We start from the raw sequence: 17,894 nt of genomic DNA on the forward strand, positions 1-17,894 counted from the left end.
TAATTTAATTTTTTAAAGGAGAAAACTCATGGAAGTTTTTGAAAATCTCAAAGCCAACCTAGTTGGCAAAAATGCTCGTATTGTTCTCCCTGAAGGGGAAGAACCTCGTATTCTTCAGGCAACCAAACGCTTGGTAAAAGAAACAGAAGTTGTTCCTGTTTTGCTTGGGAACCCAGAAAAAATCAAAATTTATCTTGAAATCGAAGGGGTTATGGACGGCTATGAAGTGATTGACCCCCAACACTATCCTCAATATGAAGAAATGGTTGCTGCTTTAGTAGAGCGTCGTAAGGGCAAAATGACTGAAGAAGAAGCGCGCAAAGTTTTGGTTGAAGATGTTAACTACTTTGGTGTGATGCTAGTCTACTTGGGCTTGGTTGACGGTATGGTGTCAGGAGCTATTCACTCAACTGCCTCAACAGTTCGCCCAGCTCTACAAATCATTAAAACTCGTCCAAATGTAACTCGTACTTCAGGTGCCTTCCTTATGGTACGTGGTACAGAACGTTATCTATTTGGAGACTGTGCCATTAATATCAATCCAGATGCAGAAGCCTTGGCTGAAATTGCGGTCAATTCAGCGATCACAGCTAAGATGTTTGGTATCGAGCCTAAAATTGCCATGCTAAGCTATTCTACTAAAGGTTCAGGCTTTGGTGCAAGCGTTGATAAGGTTGTTGAAGCGACTAAAATCGCTCATGATTTGCGTCCAGACCTTGAGATTGATGGTGAGTTGCAATTTGATGCAGCCTTCCACCCTGAAACTGCAGCATTGAAAGCTCCAGGAAGTAACGTTGCTGGGCAAGCAACTGTCTTTATCTTCCCTGGTATCGAAGCAGGAAATATTGGCTACAAGATTGCAGAACGTCTTGGTGGCTTCGCGGCTGTAGGTCCAGTTCTACAAGGTTTGAACAAACCGGTTAACGACCTTTCTCGTGGATGTAATGCCGATGATGTGTACAAGTTGACCCTTATCACAGCAGCTCAAGCAGTTCATCAATAAGATTTAGTCCTCTTTCCCATGGAAAGAGGCTTTTTAGTACTGAGAAAAGGACAGCTAGAAGCTTCTATGTTATACTAGATATATGTTAGATTTGAAAAAATACGGTATCGTCATGTGGCCGGAGGAGAAGATCATTTCTTTTCGTGAGAAACTCCTCAACTGGTATGATGAAAACAAAAGAGATTTACCTTGGCGGAGAAGTAAAAATCCTTATCACATCTGGGTATCTGAAATCATGCTCCAGCAGACCAGGGTGGATACAGTTATTCCCTATTATGAACGATTCTTGGACTGGTTTCCAACTGTTGAAAGTCTGGCGAATGCCCCTGAAGAGCGTCTGCTGAAGGCTTGGGAGGGATTGGGCTATTATTCTCGAGTACGCAATATGCAGGCTGCAGCTCAGCAGATTATATCTGACTTTGGTGGTCAATTCCCAAACACCCATGAAGGAATTTCTGGCCTGAAAGGGATTGGCCCCTATACTGCGGGAGCAATTTCCAGTATCGCTTTTAACTTGCCTGAGCCAGCGGTTGATGGCAATGTCATGCGAGTTTTAGCGCGCTTATTTGAGGTTAATTATGATATCGGAGTTCCCAGCAATCGAAAGATTTTCCAAGCCATGATGGAAATCTTGATTGACCCGAGACGACCAGGAGACTTTAACCAAGCTCTGATGGATTTAGGGTCCGACATAGAGGCCCCAGTTAATCCTAGACCAGAAGAAAGCCCTGTTAAGGATTTTAGCGCAGCGTATCAAAATGGGACCATGGATGTATATCCGATTAAAGAACCCAAGAAAAAGCCTCTCCCAATCTATCTCAAGGCTTTGGTTGTGCGCAATGACCGTGGTCAATATCTTCTTGAGAAAAATGAAAGTGAGAAACTGCTAGCCGGTTTTTGGCATTTCCCACTGATTGAAGTTGAGGATTTCTACAGCGATGATAATCAACTAGATCTCTTTTCACAAGTCAAAGAGGAAAGCAGAGCTTTTGGACCAAGCCCTCAAGAAAACTTTGAGCAGGATTATGATTTAGAAGTGAATTGGTCCCAGCAAGTATTTGACCAGGTAAAGCATGTATTTAGTCATCGGAAATGGCATATTCAAATCCTAGCTGGTCAAGTGACAGATTCGAAACAGTTTTCTGACAGAGAAGTTCGTTGGGTTTCTCCTCAGGAGTTTTCTGATTATCCACTGGCTAAACCTCAACAAAAAATTTGGCAGGCTTATAAAAACAACTCTTGAAGATGAAGGCTTACAGTAGCCATTTGTGCCTTCTTTGTATTTTTTTGTTATAATAGATAGAGAAAAGGTGATAAAATGAAAAAAATATTAATTGTAGATGATGAGAAACCAATCTCGGATATTATTAAGTTTAATATGACCAAGGAAGGTTACGAAGTTGTAACTGCATTTAATGGTCGTGAAGCAATTGAGCTATTTGAAGCAGAGCAACCAGATATTATTATTCTAGACTTGATGCTTCCGGAAATCGATGGTTTAGAAGTTGCTAAAGCTATTCGTAAGACTAGTAGCGTTCCGATTATTATGCTCTCAGCTAAAGATAGCGAGTTTGACAAGGTTATCGGTTTGGAGTTAGGTGCAGATGATTATGTTACAAAACCCTTCTCAAACCGTGAGTTACAAGCCCGTGTCAAGGCTCTGCTTCGTCGTACAGATCTTGCTTCAGTAGATAGCCAAGAGTCTGATGAGAAGAAGATGCAACCTTTACAAATTGGTGATTTGGAAATCGTTCCAGATGCTTACGTGGCTAAGAAATATGGTGAGGAATTAGATTTGACCCACCGTGAGTTTGAACTCTTGTATCACTTGGCATCTCATATTGGTCAAGTGATTACGCGTGAACACTTGCTTGAGACTGTATGGGGTTATGACTATTTTGGTGATGTTCGGACAGTGGACGTGACCATCAGACGTTTGCGTGAAAAAATTGAAGACACTCCAAGTCGTCCAGAGTATATCCTCACCCGTCGTGGTGTTGGCTACTATATGAAAAATAATGATTGAAGATATTAGACAAACTATTCTGACCAGTGATTTTATCTTTATCTTGATTTTACTTGGCTTTATCTTGGTGGTGACCTTGCTCTTACTGGAGAACCGTCGAGATAATATCCGTCTCAAGGAGATAAATCAAAAGGTTAAGGACTTGATTGCGGGTGATTATTCTCAAGTCTTGGACTTACAGGGCAGTACAGAAATCACCAATATTACCAATAACCTGAATGATTTGTCAGAAGTTATTCGTTTGACCCAAGAAAATCTGGAACAAGAGAGTAAAAGGCTGCATAGTATTCTTTCTTACATGACAGATGGGGTGCTTGCGACCAATCGCCGTGGCCAGATTACCATGATTAACGATATGGCCAAGAAACAGCTTGGTGTGCAGAAAGAAGATGTTCTTAATAAAAGCATCCTCGAATTGCTTAAGATAGAAGATGAGTATGAACTGCGTGACCTGATTACACAGATACCTGAGTTGACGATTGACTCCCAAGATGTGAATGGTGAATACCTGAGTCTTCGTGTACGTTTCGCTCTGATTCGCCGTGAGTCAGGTTTCATCTCTGGTTTGGTTGCTGTTTTACATGATACGACCGAGCAGGAGAAGGAAGAACGCGAACGGAGACTCTTCGTTTCAAACGTGAGCCATGAGTTGAGAACTCCTTTGACCAGTGTTAAATCTTATCTTGAAGCCTTGGACGAGGGAGCCTTGTATGATCCTGTAGCCCCTGATTTTATCAAGGTTTCGCTTGATGAAACCAACCGTATGATGCGGATGGTGACAGATCTCTTGCATCTCTCTCGTATTGATAATGCGACCACTCAGTTGGATGTGGAGTTGATTAACTTTACAGCCTTCATCACCTTTATCCTCAACCGTTTCGATAAGATGAGGAGCCAGGATGAAGAGAAAAAGTATGAGTTGGTTCGAGATTACCCAATCAATTCAGTTTGGATCGAGATTGATACGGATAAGATGACCCAGGTGATTGATAATATTCTCAACAATGCTATCAAGTATTCACCAGATGGTGGGAAGATTACGGTCAGCATGAAAACTACGGATGACCAGATGATTTTATCAATTTCTGACCAGGGTCTTGGGATTCCAAAACAAGATTTACCTAGGATTTTTGACCGCTTCTACCGTGTGGATCGCGCAAGAAGTCGTGCTCAAGGTGGAACTGGTCTGGGTCTGGCTATCGCGAAAGAAATCATCAAACAACACAATGGTTTTATTTGGGCAAAAAGCGAATACGGTAAGGGCTCAACCTTTACCATAGTGCTCCCTTATGATAAGGAGGCCGTAAAAGAAGAAATATGGGAGGACGAAATAGAAGACTAGAATGAGTGAAAAAGGCTTTAAATATAGTATTTTAGCATCAGGTTCCAGTGGAAATTCCTTTTATCTGGAAACGCCAAAAAAGAAAATTTTAGTGGATGCAGGCTTGTCTGGTAAGAAAATCACCAGTCTTTTGAGCGAAATCAATCGTAAGCCAGAAGATTTGGATGCGATTTTGATTACGCATGAACATTCAGATCATATCCATGGAGTTGGTGTATTGGCTCGCAAATATGGTATGGACCTTTACGCCAATGAAAAGACTTGGCAGGCTATGGAAAATAGCAAGTACCTCGGTAAAGTGGATTCATCGCAGAAGCATATTTTTGAAATGGGTAAAACCAAAACCTTTGGCGATATTGATATTGAGAGTTTTGGGGTTAGCCATGATGCGGTAGCACCCCAGTTTTACCGCTTTATGAAAGACAACAAGAGCTTTGTCATACTGACCGATACAGGTTATGTCAGTGACCGTATGGCAGGAATTGTCGAGAATGCGGACGGTTATCTCATTGAGTCCAACCACGATGTAGAGATTTTGCGAGCAGGATCTTACGCTTGGCGTCTCAAACAGCGAATCCTATCGGATCTCGGTCACCTCTCTAACGAGGATGGTGCTGAGGCCATGATTCGTGCAATGGGAAATCGAACCAAGAAAATCTACCTTGGGCATTTGTCAAAAGAGAACAATATCAAGGAGCTGGCTCATATGACCATGGTCAACCAGCTAGCGCAAGCTGATCTGGGAGTGGGGGTAGACTTGAAAGTTTATGATACCTCTCCAGATACTGCAACACCATTGACAGAGATATAAAAAAGAAGGCGAGTGCCTTCTTTTTTATATTTTTTACAATCCAGCAAATTCTTTGATTTCTTGTGCGGACATTGAAGAGTCGCAACGGACCTTGATTTGTCCATCTGCAATGTGAACAAAGCCTGGTACGGTTGGGATTCCATAGCGTGAGCGGAATTCTTGCAATTCATTGAGTTGGCTTGGTTCTTCACTGTTGATAAAGTAGATGTGCGCTTTGGTTTCAGCTACGACACCAGCCAAAGTGCCAGCAAATTTACGGCAGTAAGGGCAAGTTTTACGACCGATGAAGAAGGTTGCTGTTTCTTTATTATCGAGTGCTTCTTGAGCACGGGCAACAGTTGTGACTTCAAGATCTTTAATATTTTCTAAAAACTGATTCATAAGAATACCTCTCTTTTTTTGATAAAACTAGTATGCCACAAAGTTCCTAAAATTGCTTAGATTTGATACGAAAAAAAGATGAGACTAGTTTATCTCATCTTTATAGAGTGTTATTTCACAAACGCATTGATTTCCGCTTCGATGTTAGCAATCTTAGCTTGTGAATCTTCGTTGCTTTCACCCACAACGGCAATGTAGAACTTGATTTTTGGTTCTGTACCTGAAGGGCGAACTGCAATCCATGAACCGTCAGCAAGTGTATATTTCAACACATCACTTGGAGGAGTAGTCAAAGTTGTCACAGTACCATCAGCAGCAGTAGCAGTTTGAGCCTTGAAGTCTTCTACGACAGTGATAGCTGTTGTGTTCCATTCTTTTGGAGCATTGTTACGGAACTTAGCCATAATCGCTTTGATTTGTTCTGCACCATCGACACCAGAAAGGGTAACAGAGATGGTCTTTTCAGCGTAGTAGCCGTATTCTTTGTAGATTTCTTCGATACCATCAGCAAGTGTCAAACCACGTGAACGGTAGTAGGCGGCAAGTTCAGCCACGACAAGAACGGCTTGGATAGCGTCTTTATCACGTACGAATGGTTTAATCAAGTAACCGAAGCTTTCTTCAAATCCCATCATGTAAGTGTGATTGTGTTTTTCTTCAAATTCTTGGATTTTTTCAGCGATAAATTTGAAGCCAGTCAAAACGTTGAACATGGTTGCGCCGTAGCTTTCAGCAATCTTCGTTACCAAGTCAGTTGATACGATGGATTTACAGAGAGCAGAATTTTCAGGAAGAGTTCCAGCACTCTTATGAGCTTCCAAGATGTATTTAGCCATGATAGCACCGATTTGGTTACCTGAAAGGTTGAGGTAGCTCCCATCTTTTTGAAGCACTTCAACACCAACACGGTCAGCGTCTGGGTCAGTCGCCACAAGAACATCAGCACCAACTTGACGGCCGAGTTCTTCAGCAAGTGCAAAGGCTGCTTGGTTTTCTGGGTTTGGAGATTTAACAGTTGAGAAATCTGGATCTGGAGTTGCTTGAGCTTCAACGACTTGAACTGAGTCAAATCCAGCTTGTGCAAGAGCACGGCGAGCCAACATTTCACCAGTACCATGAAGTGGTGTGTAGACAATCTTCATGTCTTTACCAAACTCTTCAATCAAGGCTGGGTTGATATTTACATCTTTTACTTCTTTGAGGTATTCTGCATCAACAGCTTCGCCGATAACTTCAATCAAGCCAGAAGCTTTTTCAGCTTCTACATCAGCAACTTCGACAGCGAATGGGTTTTCGATAGCACGGATGTAAGTAGTCAAAGCGTCCGCGTCATGTGGAGGCATTTGCCCACCGTCTTCACCGTAAACCTTGTAACCGTTAAATGGAGCAGGGTTATGGCTGGCAGTAATCATGATACCTGCAAAACAGTTGAGGTGACGAACTGCAAATGAGAGTTCTGGAGTTGGACGAAGGCTTTCAAATACGTAAGATTTGATACCATGTTTTGCAAGAACTGCCGCAGATTCGAAGGCAAACTCAGGTGAGAAGTGACGACTATCATAGGCAATCGCAACACCACGATTTTTTTCATTTCCACCTTTTGACTCAATCAAACGAGCCAATCCTTCAGTTGCTTGACGAACAACATAGATGTTGATGCGGTTTGTACCTGCACCGATCAAGCCGCGCATACCTGCAGTACCAAATTCAAGATTGGTGTAGAAAGCATCTTCTTTTGTTTTTTCGTCCATGTTTTCTAAATCTTGACGAAGATAGTCGGGAAGGTCGGCAAAATCGACCCATTTTTGATAATTTTCTTGGTAAGTCATAGAGCATCTCCTTTTTTGTATATTCTTTTAATCGCTTTCATTATATCACGATTTATCAATTTAGTAAAACGTTAGCATAACTTAAAATGTAGGAAATTTACTTTTATTTCATTGTAGAAGAACAGCCCTATACGCTTTCTAATGAAAAAGAAGATGAATAGTTCGGGTTTATGACTCGAACTTTTTTCATTGCAATTGTGCAAAAGAGAAAAAGATAGTAAAATAGATGTATGATTATTTTACAAGCTAATAAAATTGAACGTTCTTTTGCAGGAGAGGTTCTTTTTGATAATATCAACCTGCAAGTTGATGAACGAGACCGGATTACCCTCGTTGGGAAAAATGGGGCAGGTAAGTCTACTCTTTTGAAGATTTTGGTTGGGGAAGAGGAGCCGACCAGTGGAGAAATCAATAAGAAAAAAGATGTTTCTCTGTCTTACCTGGCCCAAGATAGCCGTTTTGAGTCTGAAAATACCATTTACGATGAAATGCTTCACGTCTTTGATGACTTGCGTCGGAATGAGAAGCAACTTCGTCAGATGGAACTGGAGATGGGTGAAAAGTCTGGTGAAGATCTGGATAAACTGATGGCGGATTATGATCGTTTGTCTGAGAATTTCCGTCAGGCTGGTGGCTTCACCTACGAAGCTGATATCCATGCTATCTTAAATGGATTCAAGTTTGACGAGTCTATGTGGCAGATGAAAATTGACGAGCTTTCTGGTGGCCAAAATACTCGTCTAGCACTTGCCAAAATGCTCCTTGAAAAGCCCAATCTCTTGGTCTTGGACGAACCAACCAACCACTTGGATATTGAAACCATAGCCTGGCTAGAGAATTACTTGGTGAACTATAGCGGCGCCCTCATTATTGTCAGTCACGACCGTTACTTTTTGGACAAGGTTGCGACGGTTACGCTAGATTTGACCAAGCATTCCTTGGATCGTTATGTAGGCAATTACTCTCGTTTTGTTGAGTTAAAGGAGCAAAAGCTAGCTACTGAGGCAAAAAACTATGAAAAACAACAGAAGGAAATCGCGGCTCTAGAAGACTTTGTCAATCGCAATCTAGTCCGAGCTTCAACGACCAAACGTGCCCAATCTCGCCGGAAACAACTAGAAAAAATGGAGCGTTTGGACAAGCCGGAAGCTGGCAAGAAATCAGCCAATATGACCTTCCAGTCTGAAAAAACATCGGGCAATGTTGTTTTGACTGTTGAAAACGCAGCTATTGGCTATGATGGGGAAATATTGTCAGAACCTATCAACCTAGACCTTCGTAAAATGAATGCTGTTGCTATCGTTGGTCCAAATGGGATTGGGAAATCAACCTTTATCAAGTCAATAGTAGACCAGATTCCTTTTATCAAGGGAGATAAGCGCTTTGGTGCTAATGTTGAGGTTGGATACTATGATCAGACTCAAAGTAAGCTAACACCAAACAATACGGTCCTAGACGAACTCTGGAATGATTTTAAACTGACGCCAGAAGTTGAAATCCGTAACCGCCTTGGTGCCTTCCTTTTCTCAGGAGATGATGTTAAAAAGTCAGTCGGGATGCTGTCAGGTGGCGAGAAAGCTCGTTTATTGCTTGCCAAACTTTCAATGGAAAACAATAACTTCCTGATTTTGGACGAGCCGACAAACCACTTGGATATTGATAGCAAGGAAGTGTTAGAAAATGCCCTGATTGACTTTGACGGTACCTTGCTGTTTGTCAGTCATGACCGTTACTTTATCAATCGTGTGGCCACTCATGTTTTGGAATTGTCTGAGAATGGCTCAACCCTCTACCTTGGAGATTATGACTACTATGTTGATAAAAAGGCTGAAATGGAAGTCAGCCAGACAGAAGAAACTTCAACAAGTAATCAAGTAAAAGAAGCAAGTTCAGTTAATGACTACCAAGCCCAGAAAGAAAGTCAAAAAGAAGCCCGTAAGCTCATGCGCCAAATCGAGAGTTTAGAGGCTGAAATCGAAGAGTTAGAAACTCAAAGTCAAGCCATTTCTGAACAAATGCTGGAAATCAACGATGCCGAAAAACTCATGGAATTACAAGCAAAACTTGATAAGATTAGCCGGCGTCAGGAAGAGGCTATGCTTGAGTGGGAAGAATTATCGGAGCAGGTGTAAAAGGAGAAATAATGGTAGAATATAAATATTTTGATAGAGTCTATAAAGATGTGACTAAAAAAAATTATTTAGATAGTTTCGTTTTCTTTAAAGATGATTGGAATGACTATGGATATTATATCACTTTCCATGTTTACTACTATGACAAAGATCGTAATGAAAGGTACATAGGTAGATATAGAATTTATGAATCTGAAATAGAGCAACAAAAGAATGATTACGAAATAAAATCTATTTTTAAACTGACTAAAAATGATTTTGATAGGAATCAAAAATATTCTTTAGCTTGTAATATTGAATTCTATCAAAACTTGTATGAAATAGGTTTAGAAAATTATAATAATTTTCTTGAAAAAAATAATGATTTAACGCTTACAGACTTACCGGAAGAAATAAAAGAAAACGAAGGAGTAAAGAATGCTCTTTTAAGAAATGATGGGATAACAAAAAGTGCGGAAATTATTAAATCAAATCAACAGCTTAAAGAAATTGATGAAAATTTGAATATTGGGAATTATCTATCTTTTATTTTAGAAAGATTAAAAGATGATCAACTAGATGAAGTGGGAAAAAGATATATTTCAAAAATAATTAAAAAATGTAATTATGATTTGTTGGATCAATTAGTCAAAGTTTACATAGAAAATTATGATGAAAGTCAGTCCTATGAGGGATATAAATATTTAAAGTCTTTGATTGATAAGACTGACTTTGAACAGCTAAAGTCAGAGTTAGAAACTATTGAAAAAGATGAATTGAAAGAAATATCGGCTAGTGTAAAGAAGATAAAGAATAAATTGAAATATAAATTAGAAGATAAAAACTTTGTTCACTACACCTCCCTGAACACCTTAAAATTTCTGCTTTATAAAACTGATGATAAAAATGATTATCCTAGATTACGGCTTAGCAATGCCAGACAAATGAATGATCCAAATGAAGGGTATACGTTTCTCAATCTCATAGGGATTGGGAAAGAGGATTTACCTGAAACTGATTATGATACATCGCCATTCTTCTTTGCTTCTATGACACAAAATGGAGATAGTCACCAGCTAGATGATAGTCTCCCAATGTGGAAACAATATGGTGATGATGCAAAAGGGATTAATCTAACATATCATTTTAAGTACATTAAAGACTTAATAGAAGAAGGGGTAGAAATTTATAAAGTTTGTTATAATCTTGCAGAAGATTCATTAGATAAAGAAATCGATTCAATTAAATTAGCATTTGATAAAATTAAAGAGTATGACGACGGAAGAAAAAAATACTTTTCTTTAGCATTGAATCTAATAGATGACATTCGTTATTTATTTAAAGAAGCAGATTACAGTTATGAAAATGAATATAGAATTATTAAATCTTACGAAGGCAAGGAAGATGTTATTTTTTCTAGTGAAAGTTCTAATAGTGTGATTCCTGGTCTATATGCTTATATTGACAAAGAACTAAAATATTCAAAAATTAAACTTGGTCCTAAATGTGATGATATTGATTTTGTTGCTCCCTATATAAAATTCGTTGATAGAAATATTGAAGTAACTAAGTCACAAATCTCTTATCGTTAATTCATTAACTTTGAGTGTTTATTTTGTTAAAAAGGGTGTAAAAAATGGAACATCTTGGAAAGGTATTTCGTGAATTTCGAACAAGTGGGAAATACTCTTTGAAAGAGGCGGCAGGTGAATCATGTTCAACCTCTCAGTTATCTCGCTTCGAGCTTGGGGAGTCTGATCTAGCAGTTTCTCGTTTCTTTGAGATTTTGGATAATATTCATGTGACCATTGAAAATTTCATGGACAAGGCTAGGGATTTTCAAAATCATGAACATGTTGCCTTGATGGCACAGATTATTCCGCTTTACTACTCAAATGATATTGCAGGTTTTCAAAAGCTTCAAAAGGAACAGCTTGAGAAAGCAAAGAGTTCGACCAATCCCCTCTATTTTGAGCTGAATTGGATTCTGCTACAAGGCCTGATTTGTCAAAGAGATACTCGTTACACGATGAGTCAGAGTGATTTGGAAAAGGTAGCAGATTATCTTTTTCAAACAGAAGAATGGACTATGTATGAGTTGATTCTTTTCGGGAATCTCTATACTTTCTACAATGTGGACTATGTAGCTCGGATTGGCAGAGAAGTCATGGAGCGGGAAGAGTACTACAAGGAAATTGGTCGTCATCGAAAACTTGTTTTGATTTTAGCTCTTAACTGTTACCAGCATTGTTTGGAAAATCGATCCTTTGCGGATGCGGACTATTTTGAGGCCTATGTGGAGAAGTTGATTGGAAATGGTATCAAGCTTTATGAGCGCAATATCTTCCATTATCTCAAGGGTTTCGCCCTCTACCAGAGAGACTTGAAAGCAGAAGGTTGTAGCCAAATGCAGGAAGCCATGCATATTTTTGAAGTACTTGGACTTCCAGAGCAAGTGGCTTACTATCAGGAACATTATGAAAAATTTGTAAATCCTTAAATTTCCCAAATAAGGGAAAAATAAAGAGACTCCTTTCAGTTTTGATACAATAGTTTCAAAATTTGAGAGGAGCTTTTTATATGAATCGACATGCAATCCAGTTGATTAGTCGTGGGGCTATTAATAAGATAGGAAATATGCTCTATGATTATGGAAACAGTGTTTGGTTGGCATCAATGGGGACGATAGGACAGACTGTTCTTGGAATTTATCAAATTTCTGAGTTGGTTACATCGATTCTGGTTAATCCCTTTGGTGGAGTGATTTCAGATCGCTTTTCGCGTCGCAAAATTTTGATGACGACAGACTTGATTTGTGGCCTTCTCTGTTTAGCTATTTCTTTCATCAGAAATGATAGCTTGATGATTGCTGCCTTGATTTTTGCCAATATTGTTCAGGCGGTTGCCTTTGCATTTTCTCGTACAGCCAATAAAGCCATTATAACTGAGGTTGTAGAGAAAGGCGAGATTGTGACCTACAATGCTCGCTTAGAGCTCGTTTTGCAGGTTGTAGGCGTTAGCTCCCCTGTACTGTCTTTCATCGTTTTACAATTCGCCAGTCTCCATATGACGCTCGTTTTAGATGCCATTAGTTTTTTCATTGCATTTACCTTAGTAGCTTTACTTCCCAAAAAAGAGACTCAGGAACAAGTGAAAAGGACTTTCTGCTGGAAAAATATTTTTTCTGATATGAAAGAAGGACTTGACTATATCTGGCGCCAGCAAGAGATCTTTTTCCTTTTGTTAGTGGCTTCCAGTGTTAATTTCTTTTTTGCAGCTTTTGAATTTCTCCTTCCTTTTTCAGAACGGCTTTACGGGGTAGAAGGAGCTTATGCAACTATTTTAACTATGGGCGCTATTGGTTCGATTATCGGAGCTCTTCTAGCTAGTAAAATAAAGGCAAATGTTTATAATCTTTTGATTCTATTGGCTTTTACTGGAGTAGGAGTTTTTATGATGGGGTTACCACTGCCAACTTTTCTTTCCTTTTCGGGAAATTTAGTTTGTGAACTGTTTATGACGATTTTTAATATTCACTTTTTTACTCAGGTTCAAACCAAGGTTGAAAGTGAATATTTGGGTAGAGTATTAAGTACAATTTTTACTTTAGCCATTCTATTTATGCCGATTGCAAAAGGCTTTATGACGGTGCTGCCAAGCGTACATCTCTCTTCTTTCCTGATAATCGGAAGTGGAGTTGTTATCCTGTCTTGTCTATCCCTTATTTATGTACGAAGTCATTTTGAAAAAGAGTCCTAATTTCTATTTTTTTAGAAAATATTTCACTACGAACCATTTTTCAGCCCTTCTCTATTGTGAGGAGGGCTTCATTTGTGGTAAAATAATATTATGAATGAAAGAATGAATGAGTTAGTTGCCTTACTCAATCGCTATGCAACCGAGTACTATACAAGTGATAACCCCTCGGTTTCAGATAGCGAGTATGATCGCCTCTACCGAGAGTTAGTCGAGTTGGAAGCTGCCTATCCAGATCAAGTTTTAGCGGACAGTCCGACCCATCGTGTTGGTGGTAAGGTTTTAGACGGTTTTGAAAAATACAGTCATCAGTATCCTCTTTATAGTTTGCAGGATGCTTTTTCACGTGAAGAGTTAGAAGCTTTTGATGCGCGTGTTCGAAAGGAATTACCCCAACCGACCTATATCTGTGAATTGAAAATCGATGGTTTGTCTATATCGCTTACGTATGAAAAGGGGATTTTGGTTGTTGGTGCCACACGTGGGGATGGTTCTGTTGGTGAAAATATCACCGAAAATCTCAAGCGCGTCAAGGACATTCCTTTGACCTTGCCAGAAGAACTTGATATCACTGTCCGTGGAGAGTGTTACATGCCACGCACTTCATTTGATCAAGTCAACCAAGCTCGCCAAGAAAATGGAGAGCCTGAATTTGCTAATCCTCGTAACGCAGCTGCAGGAACCCTCCGTCAGTTGGATACCGCAGTAGTGGCCAAGCGTAATCTTGCGACTTTCCTCTATCAAGAAGTAAGCCCTTCTACTCGTGATAGCCAAGAAAAGGTCTTGAAGCATCTTGAACAGCTTGGATTTGTGGTTAATTCTAAGCGAATTCTGGCTGAAAGCATGGATGAGATATGGAATTTCATCCAAGAAGTTGGACAAGAACGGGATAATTTACCTTATGACATTGATGGAGTGGTAATCAAGGTCAATGACCTTGCAGGTCAAGAAGAGCTTGGCTTTACCGTTAAAGCGCCCAAGTGGGCAGTTGCCTATAAATTTCCTGCTGAAGAAAAAGAAGCCCAACTCCTTTCAGTTGATTGGACAGTTGGCCGTACTGGAGTTGTCACGCCAACTGCCAATCTGACACCAGTTCAGCTTGCTGGGACAACCGTCAGTCGTGCAACTCTCCACAACGTAGATTATATTGCTGAAAAAGATATCCGAAAGGACGATACGGTTATCGTTTATAAGGCTGGAGACATCATCCCTGCTGTTTTGCGTGTGGTAGAGTCCAAGCGTGTTTCTGAAGAAAAACTAGATATTCCGACTAACTGTCCAAGCTGTGACTGTCAGTTACTTCATTTTGAAGATGAGGTTGCTCTACGTTGTATCAATCCTCGCTGCCCTGCCCAAATCATGGAAGGTTTGATTCACTTTGCCTCTCGAGATGCCATGAATATTACAGGACTTGGTCCATCTATCGTTGAAAAGCTTTTTGCTGCTAATCTAGTTAAGGATGTGGCGGATATTTACCGTTTGAATGAAGACGATTTCCTCCTTTTAGAAGGCGTCAAGGAAAAGTCTGCTTCTAAACTGTATCAGGCCATTCAAGCATCCAAGGAAAACTCTGCTGAAAAGCTTTTATTCGGTTTGGGAATTCGCCATGTCGGAAGCAAGGCTAGCCAACTCTTGCTCCAACACTTTCACTCTATTGAAAATCTAGCCCAAGCAGACCCAGAGGAAGTAGCAAGTATCGAGAGCTTGGGTAGTGTGATTGCTCAAAGCCTTCAGACTTATTTTGCTACAGAAGGATCGAAGATTCTCCTAGACGAGTTGAAAGAAGCTGGAGTTAATCTGGACTACAAAGGACAGACAGTAGTAGCGGATGCGGTCTTGTCAGGTTTGACCGTTGTATTAACTGGAAAATTGGAACGTCTCACACGTTCTGAAGCCAAAAGTAAACTCGAAAGTCTTGGTGCCAAAGTTACAGGCAGTGTATCTAAGAAAACGAATCTTGTCGTAGCAGGAGCAGATGCAGGAAGCAAGCTCCAAAAAGCACAAGAACTTGGTATCGAAGTTCGAGATGAAGCTTGGCTAGAAAGTTTGTAAAGAATAGTTGAAAACTAGATGTTAGATAGTCTGAAACTATCTCTCCTGATGTATTTTTATATCTATTAAGGCTATTCTCTATTGTGCTGAAATTCCCGCTAAATTCTTCAGCACCACATAAAAAAATTGAAATTAGGAATTAGGAATTAGGAAAAGAAATGTATAGATACCCAGTAGTCATCCATTTTCACCGAAAAAATGGAGATTATGATGCCTGTTCATTCAGTAGAAAACAGGCAGATATTAAAGAAAATTTGTATTATGAAAATGACTATTTTGGAGCCAAATTATCCTTTACCGTCATAAGTGCAGAAAGGCTCGATACTCTGACCTTTTCTGTCGAAATAGATGGAAAGGCAAAAGACTATCTCCTACGGTTTAACCATTATCCACTGTTGACTGAGGTTTGGATCTTAGATGGTGATGAGACAGTTTATTATTCTGAAAATCCAGCCATTGCAAGTCCTTTCTATAAAGATCAAAACCCTTTTGCTTTTGATAAAGCCTTTCACAGTGAGAGTTTTGATCATCATTGGGGATACCAAGGAGAGTTGGGGTATAGTATCTCAGACTACCAGACAAGCTTTAAACTTTGGGCTCCTACAGCTACAGCGGTTCAAGTGGTTGTCTATGAAAATACCAGCAACGATGCGCCGGTTTGGAAAACCTTTAATCTAGAGCGTGGGAATAGCTATTCATACAGTCATAAGTACAATACTATTGGTCTTTGGAGTGTAGATCTAGATGAAAATCTTGCAGGTAAAGCTTATCAGTACCAGGTTGAGTTTCCGCACCACCAGACTTTGACACGAGATCCTTATACAACTGCAACAAGTCCTGATGGAAAACGTTCCGTCATTCTCTCTCAGCAAGATAGACAGGTAGAAGGATTCGAAGTTAAACATGGGACAGATGCTCCTTGGCGTTTGGAAAATCCATGTAAAGCAGTTATCTGTGAAATGCATATTCGTGATTTTACAAAATCACCGACATCTGGAGTTCCAGAAAACCTTCGAGGGACCTTCCTTGGGGCTGCCCAGACTGGAACGGTTAACCAGTATGGTCAAACAACTGCCTTTGACTATATCAAAGCGCTCGGTTGTAATTATGTTCAACTTCAACCAATCTTTGATCGCCATAAGGAATATGATGAGGATGGAAATGTAACCTATAACTGGGGTTATGACCCTCAAAACTACAATGCTCCAGAAACGAGTTTCTCTAGCAATCCAGATGATCCTGGACAAGTTATTCGAGACCTCAAGACAATGATTCAGGCTTATCATGATGCAGGAATCGGTGTCATTATGGATGTCGTTTACAACCATACCTTCTCAACAGTTGATGCACCTTTCCAAACAACTGTTCCTGATTATTACTATCGTATGAATCCAGATGGAACCTTCCAAAACGGCACAGGAGTAGGAAATGAAACCGCGAGTGAACACGAAATGTTCCGCAAGTATATGATTGACTCACTCCTTTATTGGGTGAAAGAATACAATATTGACGGTTTCCGTTTTGACTTGATGGGAATTCACGATGTTAAAACCATGCAGGCAATTCGTTGGGCACTTGATGAAGTTGATCCACGTATTATCACTTATGGAGAAGGTTGGGATATGGGGACAGGTCTTGCACCTTATGATAAGGCCAAGAAGGACAACGCCTATCAGATGCCAAATATTGGATTCTTCAATGATGATCAGCGAGATGCGGTTAAAGGAGGAGAAGTTTATGGTGCAGTCAAGGCAGGATTTGTTAGTGGTGCAGCTACAGAATCAATTGTAGCTAAGGCTATTCTTGGTAGTCGGGAATTGGGTTCCTATCTTAGTCCAAACCAAGTCCTTAACTATGTGGAAGCCCATGATAATTACAACTTGCATGATTTGTTGGTGACCCTTCATCCAGATCACAGTTTAGATAAGATTATGCGCCAAGTTGAGACAGCAACAGCGATGAGCATTCTTATGCAAGGGATGTCCTTTATAGAGTTGGGGCAAGAATTTGGCCGCACTAAACTCCTTGCTACTGGAGAAAATGGCGAGCTGACTGCGGCAGATAGAGAACGTGCCATGAATAGTTACAATGCTCCAGATAGTGTCAACCAAGTCAACTGGGATTTAATCAATGAGAGACAAGAGAGCATTGACTTTATCCGTCAGATTATTCGCCTGAAAACACAGACCAGTGCCTTCTCCTATCCTACATATGAAGAAGTCTATCGCCATGTCTTCGTCCATACAGCTGCTGAAAATAGCGGATGGATCGTTTACGAAATTCACGGTGGACCAGAGCACTTATTGGTAGTCTTTAATGCGAAGGGAACTTCCTTCTACTTTGAAAATGCAGGAAATCTTGAAATGCTGGTGTCTAATAGTCGTTCTAAAAAATCGAATGTGATTGATGATACCAGTGTCGTGGTCTTAAAGGTACTCTCGTAAATTAATGTTCTAAAAAGGTTTAGATTAACTAGGCCTTTTTTGATTTTTATTGAAAAACCAATATCTAATAGGAATAAAATTCAAATAATTTGAAGAATCAAGTTTGTGAAAAAAATATCAATATTTCCACAAAAAGGGT

13 protein-coding genes are annotated in these 17,894 nt (G+C 39.9%); 11 read left to right on the forward strand and 2 right to left on the reverse strand.

Annotated elements, in window-relative coordinates; translation table 11 throughout:
• The first annotated feature begins 28 nt into the window (after nucleotides 1-28).
• The 5 genes from pta (at nucleotide 29) to B7725_RS05830 (ending at nucleotide 5,182) form a co-directional block, all read left to right on the forward strand.
• Nucleotides 29-1,003 (forward strand): phosphate acetyltransferase, encoded by a 975-nt coding sequence (gene pta, locus B7725_RS05810; RefSeq protein WP_084875079.1) that lies wholly within the window; start codon nucleotides 29-31, stop codon nucleotides 1,001-1,003.
• A gap of 82 nt (nucleotides 1,004-1,085) precedes the next feature.
• Nucleotides 1,086-2,246: an A/G-specific adenine glycosylase gene (gene mutY / locus B7725_RS05815; protein ID WP_084875081.1), complete on the forward strand. Its 1,161-nt coding sequence runs from the start codon at nucleotides 1,086-1,088 to the stop codon at nucleotides 2,244-2,246.
• Between the two features lie 75 nt (nucleotides 2,247-2,321).
• Complete coding sequence (gene yycF / locus B7725_RS05820) at nucleotides 2,322-3,029, forward strand: response regulator YycF (protein WP_084875082.1); 708 nt, start codon at nucleotides 2,322-2,324, stop codon at nucleotides 3,027-3,029.
• Complete coding sequence (vicK, locus tag B7725_RS05825) at nucleotides 3,022-4,371, forward strand: cell wall metabolism sensor histidine kinase VicK (protein ID WP_084875084.1); 1,350 nt, start codon at nucleotides 3,022-3,024, stop codon at nucleotides 4,369-4,371. Before yycF ends, vicK begins: the two co-directional genes overlap by 8 nt.
• Before the next feature lies 1 nt (nucleotide 4,372).
• Nucleotides 4,373-5,182, forward strand: coding sequence for an MBL fold metallo-hydrolase (locus B7725_RS05830; protein ID WP_084875086.1), 810 nt, complete (start codon nucleotides 4,373-4,375; stop codon nucleotides 5,180-5,182).
• A 33-nt stretch (nucleotides 5,183-5,215) separates the two neighbouring features.
• Here the strand turns inward: B7725_RS05830 and B7725_RS05835 are convergent, their stop codons facing one another.
• Together B7725_RS05835 and B7725_RS05840 are read right to left on the reverse strand one after the other, a co-directional pair.
• A complete protein-coding gene (locus tag B7725_RS05835; RefSeq protein WP_084875087.1) occupies nucleotides 5,216-5,563 on the reverse strand; it encodes a thioredoxin domain-containing protein in 348 nt (115 codons plus the stop codon).
• Between the two features lie 110 nt (nucleotides 5,564-5,673).
• Complete coding sequence (locus B7725_RS05840; protein ID WP_084875089.1) at nucleotides 5,674-7,392, reverse strand: phospho-sugar mutase; 1,719 nt, start codon at nucleotides 7,390-7,392, stop codon at nucleotides 5,674-5,676.
• A gap of 230 nt (nucleotides 7,393-7,622) precedes the next feature.
• Between B7725_RS05840 and B7725_RS05845 the strand changes: the two genes are divergently transcribed.
• The 6 genes from B7725_RS05845 to pulA all read left to right on the forward strand — a co-directional run bounded on the left by B7725_RS05845 (nucleotide 7,623) and on the right by pulA (nucleotide 17,755).
• Nucleotides 7,623-9,524, forward strand: coding sequence for an ABC-F family ATP-binding cassette domain-containing protein (locus tag B7725_RS05845; protein ID WP_084875091.1), 1,902 nt, complete (start codon nucleotides 7,623-7,625; stop codon nucleotides 9,522-9,524).
• The gene (locus B7725_RS05850) at nucleotides 9,497-11,095 is read left to right on the forward strand and encodes a DUF2971 domain-containing protein (protein ID WP_239823772.1); all 1,599 of its coding nucleotides are present in this window, start codon (nucleotides 9,497-9,499) and stop codon (nucleotides 11,093-11,095) included. Before B7725_RS05845 ends, B7725_RS05850 begins: the two co-directional genes overlap by 28 nt.
• A gap of 44 nt (nucleotides 11,096-11,139) precedes the next feature.
• Complete coding sequence (locus tag B7725_RS05855; RefSeq protein WP_084875095.1) at nucleotides 11,140-12,003, forward strand: Rgg family transcriptional regulator; 864 nt, start codon at nucleotides 11,140-11,142, stop codon at nucleotides 12,001-12,003.
• Between the two features lie 80 nt (nucleotides 12,004-12,083).
• Nucleotides 12,084-13,262: an MFS transporter gene (locus tag B7725_RS05860; protein ID WP_084875097.1), complete on the forward strand. Its 1,179-nt coding sequence runs from the start codon at nucleotides 12,084-12,086 to the stop codon at nucleotides 13,260-13,262.
• Between the two features lie 90 nt (nucleotides 13,263-13,352).
• The gene (gene ligA / locus B7725_RS05865) at nucleotides 13,353-15,311 is read left to right on the forward strand and encodes an NAD-dependent DNA ligase LigA (RefSeq protein ID WP_001005756.1); all 1,959 of its coding nucleotides are present in this window, start codon (nucleotides 13,353-13,355) and stop codon (nucleotides 15,309-15,311) included.
• Between the two features lie 158 nt (nucleotides 15,312-15,469).
• Nucleotides 15,470-17,755 carry a type I pullulanase gene (gene pulA, locus B7725_RS05870; protein WP_084875099.1) on the forward strand — a complete coding sequence of 762 codons (2,286 nt, stop codon included), beginning with the start codon at nucleotides 15,470-15,472 and terminating at the stop codon, nucleotides 17,753-17,755.
• Nucleotides 17,756-17,894 lie beyond the last annotated feature (139 nt).

Source organism: Streptococcus oralis subsp. tigurinus, assembly GCF_002096275.1.
GTDB classification, from domain to species: domain Bacteria; phylum Bacillota; class Bacilli; order Lactobacillales; family Streptococcaceae; genus Streptococcus; species Streptococcus oralis_CN.